Annotated in this window: 13 protein-coding genes and 1 pseudogene; 6 read left to right on the forward strand and 8 right to left on the reverse strand. The window is 70.1% G+C overall.

From position 1 onward, the window contains the following. Positions 1–626: 626 nt before the first annotated feature. The 3 genes from ligA to BM417_RS08855 are packed head-to-tail and all read right to left on the reverse strand — an operon-like array spanning position 627 to position 4291. Positions 627–2621, reverse strand: a complete 1995-nt coding sequence (gene ligA, locus BM417_RS08845; RefSeq protein ID WP_093590977.1) for an NAD-dependent DNA ligase LigA — start codon at positions 2619–2621, stop codon at positions 627–629. A gap of 57 nt (positions 2622–2678) precedes the next feature. Beyond that, positions 2679–3479: an alpha/beta fold hydrolase gene (locus BM417_RS08850; RefSeq protein ID WP_093590980.1), complete on the reverse strand. Its 801-nt coding sequence runs from the start codon at positions 3477–3479 to the stop codon at positions 2679–2681. After that, positions 3479–4291, reverse strand: a complete 813-nt coding sequence (locus BM417_RS08855; RefSeq protein WP_093589805.1) for an LLM class flavin-dependent oxidoreductase — start codon at positions 4289–4291, stop codon at positions 3479–3481. The genes BM417_RS08850 and BM417_RS08855 overlap by 1 nt, the downstream gene beginning before the upstream one ends. Before the next feature lie 86 nt (positions 4292–4377). On the opposite strand from BM417_RS08855, the gene BM417_RS08860 reads away from it, so the two are divergent. Then, on the forward strand, positions 4378–5238 hold the full coding sequence (locus tag BM417_RS08860) for a LysR family transcriptional regulator (RefSeq protein ID WP_093589808.1): 861 nt from the start codon (positions 4378–4380) through the stop codon (positions 5236–5238). Here BM417_RS08860 and BM417_RS08865 read toward each other — a convergent pair. Beyond that, positions 5235–5465 carry a hypothetical protein gene (locus BM417_RS08865; RefSeq protein ID WP_093589811.1) on the reverse strand — a complete coding sequence of 77 codons (231 nt, stop codon included), beginning with the start codon at positions 5463–5465 and terminating at the stop codon, positions 5235–5237. The genes BM417_RS08860 and BM417_RS08865 overlap by 4 nt on opposite strands. Before the next feature lie 98 nt (positions 5466–5563). Between BM417_RS08865 and BM417_RS48605 the strand changes: the two genes are divergently transcribed. The 5 genes and pseudogenes from BM417_RS48605 (at position 5564) to BM417_RS08885 (ending at position 9574) form a co-directional block, all read left to right on the forward strand. Beyond that, the gene (locus tag BM417_RS48605) at positions 5564–6541 is read left to right on the forward strand and encodes a pyridoxal-phosphate dependent enzyme (RefSeq protein WP_245821791.1); all 978 of its coding nucleotides are present in this window, start codon (positions 5564–5566) and stop codon (positions 6539–6541) included. Next, positions 6538–7659, forward strand: a complete 1122-nt coding sequence (locus BM417_RS08875; protein WP_218164395.1) for an ArgE/DapE family deacylase — start codon at positions 6538–6540, stop codon at positions 7657–7659. The genes BM417_RS48605 and BM417_RS08875 overlap by 4 nt, the downstream gene beginning before the upstream one ends. A 154-nt stretch (positions 7660–7813) precedes the next feature. Further along, positions 7814–8035 (forward strand): annotated as a pseudogene (locus BM417_RS49830) (WD40 repeat domain-containing protein); the annotation flags it as partial. Between the two features lie 38 nt (positions 8036–8073). After that, positions 8074–8316, forward strand: a complete 243-nt coding sequence (locus BM417_RS49125) for a WD40 repeat domain-containing protein (RefSeq protein WP_245821792.1) — start codon at positions 8074–8076, stop codon at positions 8314–8316. Positions 8317–8554: 238 nt separating this feature from the next. Continuing rightward, positions 8555–9574, forward strand: a complete 1020-nt coding sequence (locus tag BM417_RS08885) for a glycoside hydrolase family 5 protein (protein ID WP_093589823.1) — start codon at positions 8555–8557, stop codon at positions 9572–9574. On the opposite strand, the gene BM417_RS08890 is transcribed toward BM417_RS08885, so the two are convergent. Genes BM417_RS08890 through BM417_RS08905 form a run of 4 tightly spaced genes read right to left on the reverse strand, consistent with a single transcriptional unit; the run spans position 9528 to position 13172 of the window. Then, a complete protein-coding gene (locus BM417_RS08890; protein ID WP_218164396.1) occupies positions 9528–10520 on the reverse strand; it encodes an acyltransferase family protein in 993 nt (330 codons plus the stop codon). The genes BM417_RS08885 and BM417_RS08890 overlap by 47 nt on opposite strands. Continuing rightward, a complete protein-coding gene (locus BM417_RS08895) occupies positions 10517–11470 on the reverse strand; it encodes a D-alanine--D-alanine ligase family protein (RefSeq protein ID WP_093589826.1) in 954 nt (317 codons plus the stop codon). Before BM417_RS08895 ends, BM417_RS08890 begins: the two co-directional genes overlap by 4 nt. Next, the gene (alr, locus tag BM417_RS08900) at positions 11467–12570 is read right to left on the reverse strand and encodes an alanine racemase (RefSeq protein ID WP_245821793.1); all 1104 of its coding nucleotides are present in this window, start codon (positions 12568–12570) and stop codon (positions 11467–11469) included. Before alr ends, BM417_RS08895 begins: the two co-directional genes overlap by 4 nt. After that, positions 12555–13172, reverse strand: coding sequence for a M15 family metallopeptidase (locus tag BM417_RS08905; RefSeq protein WP_093589829.1), 618 nt, complete (start codon positions 13170–13172; stop codon positions 12555–12557). Before BM417_RS08905 ends, alr begins: the two co-directional genes overlap by 16 nt. Positions 13173–13303 lie beyond the last annotated feature (131 nt).

Below are 13303 nucleotides of genomic sequence, written 5' to 3' on the forward strand. Positions count from 1 at the left end.
AAGCCGGACCCCCCGACGGCTTGAGGGCCTTCCCCTCACCGGGAACACAACAGAACCCCCGCACCGTTGAACGAGACGGTCGGCGCGGAACGAGTCCCCGGGCCCCAACAGAATCGCCTTCGCGGCACACCGTTCGGCTGGAACCGCGTCGTGCCCACCGCCGAGAGGCGACCGCCGCACCGACCACGAACTCGGCTCTCAGGCGGCACACCCCCAGGCAGCCTGAGAGCCTTCCCAACACCGGATGCCCTGACTCTCTTGGGAGAGAAGGAAGTTCACCGGACACAGGCCTCGCCCTCAAGCCGACACCCCCAGCGGCTTGAGGGCCTTCCCGCTACCGAACGCGCTCAATCTCTTGCCAAACCAGGAACTCAGCACCCCAGCTGGTGAGCGAGCACACAGATCACCAGGAAACACAACGGGACACCGCACCGTTGTACGAAACGGTCGGTGCGGAACGAGTCCCCGGGCCCCAACACAATCGCCTTCGCGGAACACCGTTCACCCGGAGCCGCGTCGTGCCCACCGCCGAGAGGCGACCGCCGCACCGACCACCCCACTTGCCCCCAGGCTGCCGTCCTCCCCCAGGCAGCGTGGGGGCTTCTCACATCCGCGGGCCGGACGGGTCAGGCGACTCCGGCGGCGATCAGCTTCGTCCAGATCTCGCCCTGGTCGACCACCTCGACGCCGAGCTTCTCCGCCTTCGTCAGTTTGCTCGCGCCCACGCCCTCGCCCGTGATGAGCAGGTCGGTGGTGGCCGAGACCGAGGAGGCGGCGGTGGCGCCGGCGCGTTCGCACATCTTCTGGAACGTCGGGCGGGTGACCTTCTCGCCGGAGCGCGGGTCGCTGATCGAGCCGGTGATCACGACGGACTTGCCCTCCAGGGGCGCGCCGGCGACGACTACCGGCGGCAGGTCCTCCGAGCGGACCTCCAGGGAGACGCCGCGCTCCCGCAGGCGTTCGATCTCCGGGCGCAGGCGGGCCAGGTGGAAGTTGATCGACTCGGCGACCTTCTGGCCGATGTCCTCGACGGCGACGAGCTTCTCGACGCCCGCGTCGGCCACCTCTTCCAGGGAACCGAAGCCCGCCCGGCACAGGCGAGCGGCGGTGCCTTCCGAGGCCATCGGGATCGAGAGGCCGATCATGGCTCGGCGCAGGCCCACGGAGCGGCTGCGGTCGATGGACTCGATCATGCGCGTCGCGGAGATCTCGCCCACGCGGTCGAACTCCAGCAGGCGTTCCTTGGTGAGCGTGTAGAAGTCGGACGGGTTCACCAGGTCGCCGGTCTCGGCGAGGCGCTCGATCCACACCTGGCCGATGGCGTCGATGTCGGCGGCGGCGCGGGACGACCAGTGGATCAGGCGGCGCACGGTCTGGGCAGGGCAGACGGCGTTCGTGCAGAACAGCTCGCGGCTGTTGCCCTGCTCGGTCAGCGGTTGCGAGCACGACGGGCAGTCGGAGGGCGGGATGATCTCCTGCTCGTCGCCGGTGCGCTTCGACTCGTCCAGGACGCCCGCGACGAACGGGATCACGTCGCCCGCGCGGCGGACCAGGACCGTGTCGCCGATCTTGATGCCCTTCGAGCGGATGACCTCCTGGTTGGCCAGCGTCGCGCGGGTGACGGTGGTGCCGCCGACGAACACCGGCTCCAGCCAGGCGACCGGCGCGATCTTGCCGGTCTTGCCCACGTCCCAGACGACGTCCTTCAGCACCGTCGTCTTCTCCTCGGCCGCGAACTTGTAGGCGATCGCGCCACGCGGAGAGGACGAACGGGTGCCCGCGGCGGCGAACGCGTCACGGTTCGCGAGGCGCAGCACGGCGCCGTCGAGGTCGTAGTCGAGCGTGTTGCGGGCCTGCTCGATGCCGCCGATCAGCTCCTGGGCCTCGGCCGCGGTAGAGCAGTGCTTCATCTCCGCCACGCTGAAGCCCAGCTTGCGCAGGCCCGCGTCGAGGTCGGAGTCGGCGCTCTCCGGCTCGGTCGTCAGGTCGAACGCGAAGAACTGCATGCGCCGGCCCTCGACCGCCTTCGGGTCCTTCGCACGCAACGTGCCCGCGGCGGCGTTGCGCGGGTTGATCAACGGCTTGTCCGGGTGCGCCGCGTTGTACGTGTCGAACGTCGAGCGCAGCATCACGCACTCGCCACGCACCTCGACGCGGCCCGGCGCCTCGACCTTGTCCGGCACGCCGTCGCACAACGCGCGCGTGAGGAACGTGACGTCGTCGCCCGTCGTGCCGTCGCCACGGGTGACGGCACGCGCGAGCCGGCCGTTCTCGTACACCAGCGCCAGCGACAGGCCGTCGAGCTTCGGCATGACGACCACGGGCTGACCGGGGAACCGCGAGAAGAACGACTCGACCTGCTCGGGCTTGTTCGCCTTCTCGAGCGACAGCATCGGCCGCGAGTGCCGCACGGGCGCGTGCAGCACCGACGGCGCGCCCACGTGGTCCAGCGGGTTGTCCTTCGGCGCCAGCTTCGGGTGCTTCGCGACCAGAGCACGGAACTCGTCCTCGATCGCGTCGTACTCCGCGTCCGCCACCAGCGGCTCACCCTGGTAGTACGCGTCACGCAGCTCGACGATCCGCGCGGCCAGCTCCTGAATCCGATCCCCCGCAGCACTCATGAACGGGACGTTACCCGGCACCCCTGACAATTCCGTGCAGCCGCGATCGAGCACCGCTCAAGCCGTGTGCTCCACCAGAGCGTCGACGAACACGGGCCACACCGGACGCGGCAGGTCGTGCCCGACCGAGTCCAGGACCAGCAGCGACGCACCCGGTATCGCGTCACGCAGAGCTTCCCCGTGCGCCAGCGGATAGACCGGATCGAGCGAACCGTGCACCACCAAAGCGGGAACGGAGATGTCACCGAACCCGCCACCACGCGGAGCGTCGAACTCGATCTGGAAGTGGTTGGTCATCGCCGACGCCACGTTCACCGTCCGTGCCACGTCCTCCACCGCCAGCGCGCGCACGGACTCCTCGTCGAAGTACGGCGACGTGCCCGCGTAGGCCCGCAACACCGACACGATGGTCTCCACATCGGATGAGGCCTGGGCACCCGAAGCCTCCAGGAACGTCTCGGTCATCGGCGGCAGATCCGGATCGCCGGTCGTGGTCGCCACGAACGTCAGCGACAGCAGCCGGTCCGCGTGATCGACGCCCAACCCCAGCGCGATGGCCCCGCTCATCGACCGCCCGACCACGTGCGCCCGATCAACGCCCAGCCCGTCCAGGATCCCCACGGCGTCCAGCACCAGGTCGGACAGCGCGTACCCCGGCTCTCCCGGCGGATAGCTCACAGACAGCCCGGTGTCGCGGTTGTCGTAACGGATCACGAACCGTCCGCGCGCCGCGATCGCCGCACACAACTCCGACTCCCACCACAACATGGACGCGCACGCGCCGTGAATCAGCAGCACGGCCGGATCGGCAGGATCCCCGAACGTCTCGACGCACAACTCCACCCCGTTGGCGCGCATCACCGCACCGCCGGTCCATCGCGCAGCACGCCACGCACGTGATCCACGGACAAGGAGGCCGGGTCGAAGGCGGTCAGGCACCAGGTGGCCCCAGCCGAGGCATACGGCGCGACGTCCTCACCGGGAGAGACCTCGCAGACGTAGTCGAACGGCCCGTCACCGGACCGCAGCGCCTCCACCTGCCCCACCGCGTCAGCGAACTCATCAGCCGACGACAGGTTCACCGGGAAGAAGCCGTCCAGGCCGGCCGCACGGCGCATCGGCCGCGAATTCCCAGGAAAGCCTGCGGCCCACACCGGAACTCCAGGCCGCTGCACGGGCCGAGGCAGGAAAGTCACACCGTCCACTGTGTAGTGCGCGCCGCGATGCCGCACGACCTCCCCGGACCACGCCGCCCGCAGGATCTCCAGCGACTCGTCCAGCATCTGCCCACGCACCCGGTCGTCGCACTCCTCCCCGGTGCGCGAGAACTCGCCCGCGAACCGGTCACTCCCCAGGCCCACCCCGAGCACGAGCCGTCCCCCGCTGAGCAGGTCCAGCGAAGCGGTCTCGCGGGCGAGCTTCACGGGCCGCCGCCGCGTGATGGCCGAGACCATCGGCCCGAACCGCAGCCGCGAGGTGGCCGAGGCGACGGCGGCCAGCGTGATCCACGGATCGGCCACGTGCGTGACCGGCTCGCGCCAGCGGACGTGGTCCCAGACGAACAGCCCGGCCCAGCCCGCTTCCTCCGCCTCCGCGGCGAGACGGGCGACGAGCAACGGATCGGCGAGCGCGTCGAACAGCGGCAACCAGAGAGCACATCGTGGGTTCATGAGAGCAACGCTAGAAACGAACGAGCATTAACAAAAGCGATAGATTCTGCTCATGTCAACCAGCAACACTTATAGTCGGACCCGTGATGGACCTCCGCCACCTGGCAACCCTGGACGCGGTGGCCGCCGAGGGCACCTTCGGCAAGGCCGCCGACCGCCTCGGCTACACCCAGTCGGCCGTGAGCCAGCAGGTCGCCGCGCTGGAGAAGGCCGTGGGCGGCGCCGTGTTCGACCGCCCCGGCGGCCCGAAACCGGTCCGTCTCACGCCGCTGGGCGAGGTGGTGCTCGCCCACGGACGCGAACTGCTGGCCCGCGCCGCCGCCACCGAGGACGCCGTCGAACGGTTCAAGGCCGGCGAGGGCCGCGTCGACATCGGCACCTTCCAGAGCGTCACGAACGTCATCCTCCCGGCGGTGGTGCGCCAGATCCTCACCGAACATCCCGCCGCCGACATCCGGCTGTTCGAGGAGGAGACCGACGAGCCCAGCGCCGACGGCCTGGACCTGGTCTTCTTCGACGGCCGGGTCAAGGACGCCGAGCAGGTCAAGATCCTCGACGACCCGTACGTGCTGGTCGCCCGCCGCGGCCAGTTCCCCGAGGGCCCGGTCCCGCTCACCGCCCTGCACGGCGCCGCGATGGTCGCCCAGCCGCCGATCTGCGACCAGGCCAGGGTCGAACGGGTCTACGCCGACGCCGGGGTCGCGCCGCTGATCGTGTTCCGCACGGCCGACAACCGGGGCGTGATCTCGATGGTCCGCGCCGGAATGGGCCTCGCCGTGATGCCGAGGCTCGCACTCGACGTCGCGTCGGACGACCTGTCCGCGCACGAACTCCAACCCGCACTGGCGCCGCGGGAGATCTACCTGGCCTGGCAGGCGAACCGGACGCTGTCCCCGCTGGCCACCCGCGTCATCGAGCTCACGAAGCAGACAGCCGCACAGCTCTAGTCGCGCGGCCCGCGCAACATCAGCACCACCCGCAGGACGTGCTCGACGGCCGCCGGGAACACCGCTCCCCGCAGCTCGTCGCGGTGCACCAGGGTCTGCCCGGCGAACTCGACCATGCGCTCCGGCCCGGCCCGCCTGACCACGAGCGCGGCGACCTCCTCCAGATCCAGAAGAGGATGGTCGAGGCGGGTCAGCGCGAACTCGACGATCAGCTCCTCGTCGCTCATCCGGCACCTCCTCCCGCCGACTCTTCGGATTCTTCCACCGATACACGTCGAGAACACGCGCTGGACCGATGATCCGCGCCACCAGCACGCTGTCCCGCATGAAGTTCTCGCGGCCAGAAGCCCGCAGCTGGCGATGCCCGCCCGCACCCACCGAGGTGTGGGACTTCCACGCTCAGCTGCCCGGCTACGCGCCCACTCCGCTGACCGAACTGCCGGCTCTCGCCGCGGAGCTCGAGATCGACCGCTTGTTCGTCAAGGACGAATCCTCCCGGCTGGGCCTGCCCGCTTTCAAGGCTCTGGGCGCGTCCTGGGCCGTTCACCGCGTTCTTCAGCATCACACCAGCCAGGTCACGCTCACCACCGCGACCGACGGCAACCACGGACGCGCGGTCGCCCGCATGGCCCGTCTGCGCGACCAGCGGGCCCACGTCTTCGTGCCGAACACCGTGCCCGCCCAGGCGATCGAGGCCATCCGCTCCGAGAACGCCGAGGTCACCATCGTCGACGGCACGTACGACGACGCGGTCGCCAGAGCCGCCGCGGCGGACGGGATCCTCGTGCAGGACATGGGATGGCCTGGCTACGAGGAGATCCCGGCCTGGATCGTCGAGGGCTACGGCACGCTCTGCCACGAGATCGACGAGCAGCTCGACGCAGAACCCGACCTGGTGGTCGTTCCGGTCGGCGTCGGCTCGTTCGCACAGGCTGTCATCACGCACTACCACGGCCGCGACTCCCGCACGCGGCTCCTCGCCGTCGAACCCGACAGCGCCGCCTGCGTCCTCGAAAGCCTGAAAGCGGGCGAACGCAAGACCATCCCCACGGGCGACACGATCATGGCCGGCCTCAACTGCGGCACACCGTCCGCGACCGCCTGGCCGTACCTGAACAACGGCCTGGACGCCGCCGTGTCCATCTCCGAGACCGACTGCACCAAAGCGATGCGAGACCTCCACGCGCAGAACGTCCACTCAGGACCGTGCGGTGCTGCCCCGCTCGCCGGACTGCGCGCCATCCGCAGCGAGTTCGGCGACCTCTCCACCGTCGTGCTCATCAGCACCGAAGGACGCCCGTGAACCCCCGTGACCTGCTGGCCGACCTGATCTCCATCGACTCGGTCAACCCCGACCTCGTCCCCGGCGGCAACGGCGAACAGGAGATCGCCGGCTTCTGCACCACCTGGTTCCAGCGCAACGGCTTCGAGGTCCACCGTCTGGAGAGACGACCGGGCAGGCCGTCCCTCGTCGCCGTGAAGAAGGGCACCGGCGGCGGGAAGTCGTTGATGCTCAACGGCCACATCGACACGGTCGGTCTCGCGGGCTACGACGGCGACCCGCTCGAGCCGGAGATCAACGACGGCAGGATGTTCGGCCGCGGCGCCTTCGACATGAAGGGCGGCATCGCGGCCATGATGATCGCCGCCGCCAGAGCCACCGAACGCCCGCTGCGCGGCGACGTGATCGTCGCGTGCGTGGCCGACGAGGAACACGGCAGCTCCGGCACGGAAGAGGTGCTGGAGCACTTCACCGCCGACGCCGCCATCGTCACCGAACCCAGCCACCTCGAAGTCACGCTGGCGCACAAGGGTTTCGTGTGGTTCGACGTCGAGATCCACGGCAGGGCCGCCCACGGCTCACGACCGGAGCTGGGCATCGACGCGATCGCCAAGGCCGGCCACTTCCTGGTGGCACTGGAACAACTGGGCCGAGACCTCGCGGAAGGCCCGAAGCACCACCTGCTCGGCACCGGCACGGTCCACGCGTCGCTGATCAGCGGCGGCGAGGAGGCCTCGACCTACCCCGCGACCTGCAAGATCACGCTCGAACGCCGCACGGTGCCGGGAGAATCCCCGCAGCAGACCGAGGACGAGCTGCGCACGATCCTCGACCACCTCACCGCGACGGTCCCGGACTTCACCGCCACGCTCACCCGAGGCCTCGCCAGGGATCCCTTCGAGGCCGACCCCGAAGCGGAGATCGTCCGCACGCTCATCGCGAACCTCGGCGAACCGCCCGTCATCCGCGCGGAGCCGTTCTGGACCGACTGCGCCCTGCTGGACCGCGCGGGCATCCCCTGCCTGCTGTTCGGCGTCGACGGCGGCGGCGCCCACGCGGCCACCGAGTACGTCGACCTGGCCTCCCTGGACCGGCTGACCGAGGTGCTGACCGCCACGATCACCGGATTCTGCGACTAGGTTCTCTCCCTGGGGGAAGTACGAGGGGGAACCGGGGATGCCACGCTAGGAAAGGCCGCTCGACGCGGGCGACTCAGCGGTGCTCACGTTCGCGCGGGAGCTCAGGTCGTTGCGGGAGAGGGCGGGCAGCCCCACCTACCGCCAGCTCAGTTCGGTGACGCACTACTCGGAGGCGGCCCTGTCCCAGGCCGCCGCCGGGCGCAAGTTGCCGACGCTCCACCTCACCGGTCAGTCGCACGCCGTCAAGTCGGTCGCGTTCAGTCCGGACGGCACGCTCCTCGCGACCGGCGGCACCGATTTCGTCGTCCGCGTCCGGGACGCCACGACGGGCACCCTCACCGCCGAACTGACCGGCCACACCGACACCGTGCACGCCGTCGCGTTCGCCCCCGACGGCACCACCCTGGCCAGCGCGTGGCCGACCGCACCCCGTTCGCCACGCTGTCCGGTCCCACCGAGCGCGTGTACGCGCTGGCGTTCCTGCCCGACGGCCACACGCTGCTCAGCGCGGGTGGCGACCGGACCGTCCGAGCGTGGGAGGCCGATGCCGAGCACGCTGCCGCGCGCATCTGCGCCACGGTGTCGCCGCCCCTGTCCGCCCCCGACTGGAACCGCCACTTCCCGGACATCGACCTCACCCCGCCCTGCCCGCGATGACGTCGTCAGAGCGACGATCGCGGCAGACCCACCTCTTCACTCATGGTGCTTCCCCCTTCTCCCGCAACCTGTCTAGCCGGAGAAGTTTCTTCACGGTCGAGGCCGTGAGCCGAAGAAACAACGGTGAGCAACCCCGCGATCTTGACGTTTCTCGAACAAAGCCCGAACCACGCCCGGTTCCAGATCCGGCACCGTATCGACCCGAACGGTTCTTGCCGATCTTGAGAGGGGACTTCTCGTGAAGCTGAGACAGGTGGTCTTCGGGTTATCCACAGCGGTCGTGCTGCTGCTGGGCGGCGTGCCCGCGAGCGCGGCCGCACCGGCGCGACTGTCGGTGTCCGGGGCGGACGTGATCGATCCGGCCGGGAACCCGATCGTGCTGCGGGGCTACAACTGGGGGCAGTGGGGCACGGTCCAGCCGCAGGACGCGGCCGACAACGTGGCGGCGGGAGCGAACTCGGTGCGCATCCCGTTGCGCTGGTGGGGTGAGTGGAAGGACGGCGTCGACAGCCGCGATCCGGACCCCACGAACCCCAGCCACATCAAGGCCGGTCACCTAGCGTTGCTCGACCAGACCGTCGAGCGGGCGAGCGCCGCGGGCATGTGGATCACGCTGTTCGTGGACTCCGACTACGGGCAGGGCGCGGGTGGGCGTCCTGACAACTTCTGGACGAACGCCGCGATGAAGCAGGAGTTCAAGGAGGTCTGGCAGTTCCTCGTGCGGCGCTACAAGACCAAGGCGTTCGTGGGGGCGTTCGAGATCCTGCCGGAGCCCAAGCCGGTCGGGGTGAACGACGCCGGGGTGAAGGCGTTCTACGACGAGATGATCGGTGTCATTCGTGGCGTCGACCGCCGGACCCCGATCGTCGTGGGGCCCAACGACAACTACAGCTGCGCCCACCTCGAAGGCGCCTACACGACGGTGGACGCCAAGGTCATCTACACCTGCAACTACTTCATCTTCACCGAGCCGCTCAACCGGATCGGGCAGATCACCGGATTCCGGGCCGCGCACGACGTGCCGGTGTGGATCAACCAGGTCGGCATCGAGAGCGGCGACGACGACGCGAAGTCGAAGGCCCGCAAGGTTCTGCAGGCCTTCGACGACAACGGCATCGGCTGGGCGTGGTGGACCTACCGGATCAGCGGCACGAACCCGGACACGCACGGCATCTACTACGCCGACCCCTCCGAGCCGGACGGGTGGCACCTCAAGCCGGCGTGGCTCGCTCTGGTGAACGGCTACCTCGCCGCATGACCGGTTCCTCGACGTAACGCCAGCTGAGCGCCGCCGCCACGATCGTGAGCACCGCCGCGATCGGCCCGGCGGCGGCGCCCAGCTCCGGCCGCAGCCACAGCGTCAGCGGGTAGTTCCACAGGTAGGCGCCGTAGGACAGGGTGCCGAGCGCCACCAACGGGCGGATCGGCGTCGCCACCTGCTCCCACTTCGACCAGACCAGCAGCAGCACGGCCGTGCAGGCCGCTATCGCCGGGCCCGCCACGAGGTAGGTCAGCGCGTGGCCTCGCAAAGGCACCACCGAGAGCACCGCCAGCCCGGTCAGGGCGATCGGCACGGCCCAGCGCGGCGCGGTCGTCAGCTTCAGCCTGGTCGCGGCGCCGATCACGAAGCACACGAACCACGACGTCGGCAGCGCGTAGGCGTTGTCGGCGTTCGGCCACAGCCAGACGAGCGTCGCCGTGCAGGCCGCGAGTGCGCCCAGCGCCGTGACGACCAGGACCGCGCCGGTCCGGTTCCGCACCCAGGCGAACGCCAGCAAAGCGGGCCACAGCAGGTAGAACTGCTCCTCGGTCGCGAGCGTCCAACCGTGGAACGCCGCCGGACTGACTCCGGCGATGGGCAGATTGCCGGTGAACGTCACCAGCACGACCACGGTCCTGAGCAGCTTGTCGCGTTCCCCCAACGGATCGAACACGAGCGTGACGATCGCGAAGATCAGTGTCAGCGCTATCAGCGCGGGCAGCAGCCTTCGCGCCCGGCGCAGGTAGAACCGCTTGAAGTCGACGCGTCCGGTGTTCGTCAGCTCCCGCTGCAGGACGCCGGTGATCAGGTAGCCGCTGAGCGTGAAGAACACGACGACACCGACCACTCCCGCACCGGGGAACACGTCAGGGAACGCGTGACGCAGCATCACCAGCAGAATCGCGATGCCGCGCAACACGTCCAGCCCGGCGATCCGCTTCACCGCATCGCTCCCCGGACGAGCTTGTCCAGCAGGTCCGAATAGGACAGTCCGGCGGCCGCGAACATCTTGGGCACCTGCGACTCCGCCGTCATGCCCGGCATGGTGTTGACCTCGTTGAGCACCAGGCCGTCCTGGGTGAGGAAGAAGTCGACCCGCGCCAGCCCACGGCAGCCGAGCGCCTCGTAGACCCGCAACGCCGCGTCTTCCAGCGCCTTGAGCTCCGTGTCCGCCAACGGAGCCGGGATCACGAACTTCGCGCTGCCGTCGTACTTCACCGTCGTGTCGAAGAGTCCGGGCACCTGGATCTCCAGCGGTGGACCGGTCCTGCGGCCCTCCTCGGGGTCGTCCAGGACAGCGATGTCGATCTCGCGGCCGTCCAGGACCTCCTCGACCAGCACGCGGTCGTCCAGCTCCAGCGCCTGGCGCACGGCGGGTTCGAGATCCTCCTCGCGTTCGACGAGTTTCACCCCGAAGCTCGACCCCGCCGCCACCGGCTTCACCACGACCGGGCCGGTGAAGTCCACAGTGGACGCGTTGGTGACCAGCGCGCCCTTCGCCGTGCGCACCCCGACGGCCTCGGCGACGAGCTTGGTGGCCCACTTGTCCATCGCGAGCGCCCCGGCCCGCAGCGGCGAGCCCACGTACGGCACGCCCGCGAGTTCGCACAGGCCCGCCAGCGTGCCGTCCTCGCCCAGCGGCCCGTGGACCAGCGGCAACACGACGTCGCAGGTCGCGATCACGTCGAGCGCGGCGGCGAGGCTGCCGGACGTCAGCGTGTCCAGCACCTGGCCGTTCTGGCCGTACCACCGGCCGTCACGGCCGATCGTGAGCGCCACCGCCTCGTACTTCTCCGGATCGAGCGCCTCGCGCACCGACGCCGCCGACGCCACGGAGACGTCGTGCTCGCAGTTCTGCCCGCCGCCGATCACGGCGACGCGGATCCCCCTCATCGAACGCTCCTCCGCACCCTCGCCCCAATGCCCGTCACGATCTCGTGCGGGATCGTTCCCGACCACCGAGCCCAGTCCCCCACCGTCGGCTCGCCGTCGTCCCCCGGTCCGAAGACCACCGCCTCGTCCCCCGGCTCCACCACGTCGTCCCCGACGTCGACCACGACCTGGTCCATCGAGATCACCCCGGCGACCGGCCGGCGCCGGCCCGCCAGCCACACCTCGGCGTTGCCGGAAGCGGTGCGCGGCAGGCCATCCGCATAGCCCACCGGCAGCAACGCCAACGTCGTCGCACGGTCCGTCACATGCGCGTGCCCGTAGCCGACCCCGGTTCCCGCGGCGACCCGCCGCACCTGGACCACCGGCGCCGTGAACCGCAACGCGGAGCGCAGCCGGGTGGTCCCGGACGGGTCGATCCCCACCAGCCCGGCCCCGATCCGGACGACGTCCAGATGGGTGCCGGGGTCGGTCAGCGCGGCGCTCGTGGCCGCGAGGTGCCGCACGGACGGCCGCAGCCCCGCCTGGCGCGCCATCGCGACTCCCCGCAGCAACGCCCGCTTCCCGGACTCATTCGCTCCAAGAATGTCCGCACAAGGCAGATGTCCCATCACTCCGACGACCGAGACCCTCCCGGCCAGTTCCGCGCGACGTGCCGCCGACATCAGCGACAGCCAGGTCTCCGGCGCGGCCCCGTCCCGCGCCATCCCCGTGTCCAGTTGGAGGTGCACGCGCACCCCGGCCTCCATCACCGCGAGGTGCTCCAGGCTCGGCACGCTCAGGTCGATCCCGTACCGGACCGCCGTCCGCACGTCGGCGTCGACCGGGTTGAGCCAGCTCAGCACCGGAACGTCCACACCGGACTCCCGCACCGCGACGGCCTCGGCCAGGGACGTGACCCCGACCCAGGTGGCACCGGCGGCCACGGCGGTCCGGGCGACGTCGCCCAGCCCGTGCCCGAACCCGTCCGCCTTCACCACCGCCATGACGCCGCCCCGGGCCAGCGACACGAACCGCCTCGTGTTGGCGGCCACCGCGGCGAGGTCGATCGAGAGCGACGGACCGGCCGAGACCTGGCGAAGGCTCGTCACGCGCGCGCCCACGCAGGCACCTCCACTGGTCCGTAGACGGCGTGGTCGGCCCCGGTCAGCAACGCCCAGTAGCGGTCGCCGTAGGACCAGTGCCACCACTCGGTCGGATAGTTGATGAGGCCGGCCGCGCTCAGCGCGTCGGCCAGCACCGTCCGGTTGTGGCGGGCCTCGTCGTCGACCTGCGCGGCGAAGAAGCACGTGCCGTTGCTCTCCTCGGGCGTCGCGTCGACCGCCGTGCCCATCCACAGCTCGGCCCCCGACGTCGTGACCAGCGTCAGGTCGACCGCGGCACCCGCGACGTGCGGCGCGACGGCCAGCGGCGCCACGAACCGGCTGGACAACCGGCCGAGCTCGACAGCATCGGCGGCGGGATGCAGTTCCCGCAGTTCGGCCGTGTACCGCTCGATGATCGCGCTCTGGTCGTCGATGCTGCGGTGCCCCTCGATCACCCGCAGGTCCACACCGGACGGAAGCAGCGCGCGGGCCACGTCGAGCCGCCGCGCGAGCCCTTCCCGCACCAGCACGCCGGGCGCGTAGTCCAGTGGCACCAAAGGATCCCCGTTGTCGAGCACGCGGACGGCGCGCACGATCGGATCGGCTAGCAGGATGGTCATGCAGCCAACCTAGGAACGGACGTCCACTCCGGACTCCTCCTCCAGGCCACGCCCGCCCGCCGAACGGCCGGTTCGCAGGCGTGACCATCAGCCATTCGGACGAGGGGCGCACACCCGCCGGGAATTCGGCA

Origin of the sequence: Lentzea waywayandensis (genome assembly GCF_900115955.1) — a bacterium.
GTDB classification, from domain to species: domain Bacteria; phylum Actinomycetota; class Actinomycetes; order Mycobacteriales; family Pseudonocardiaceae; genus Lentzea; species Lentzea waywayandensis.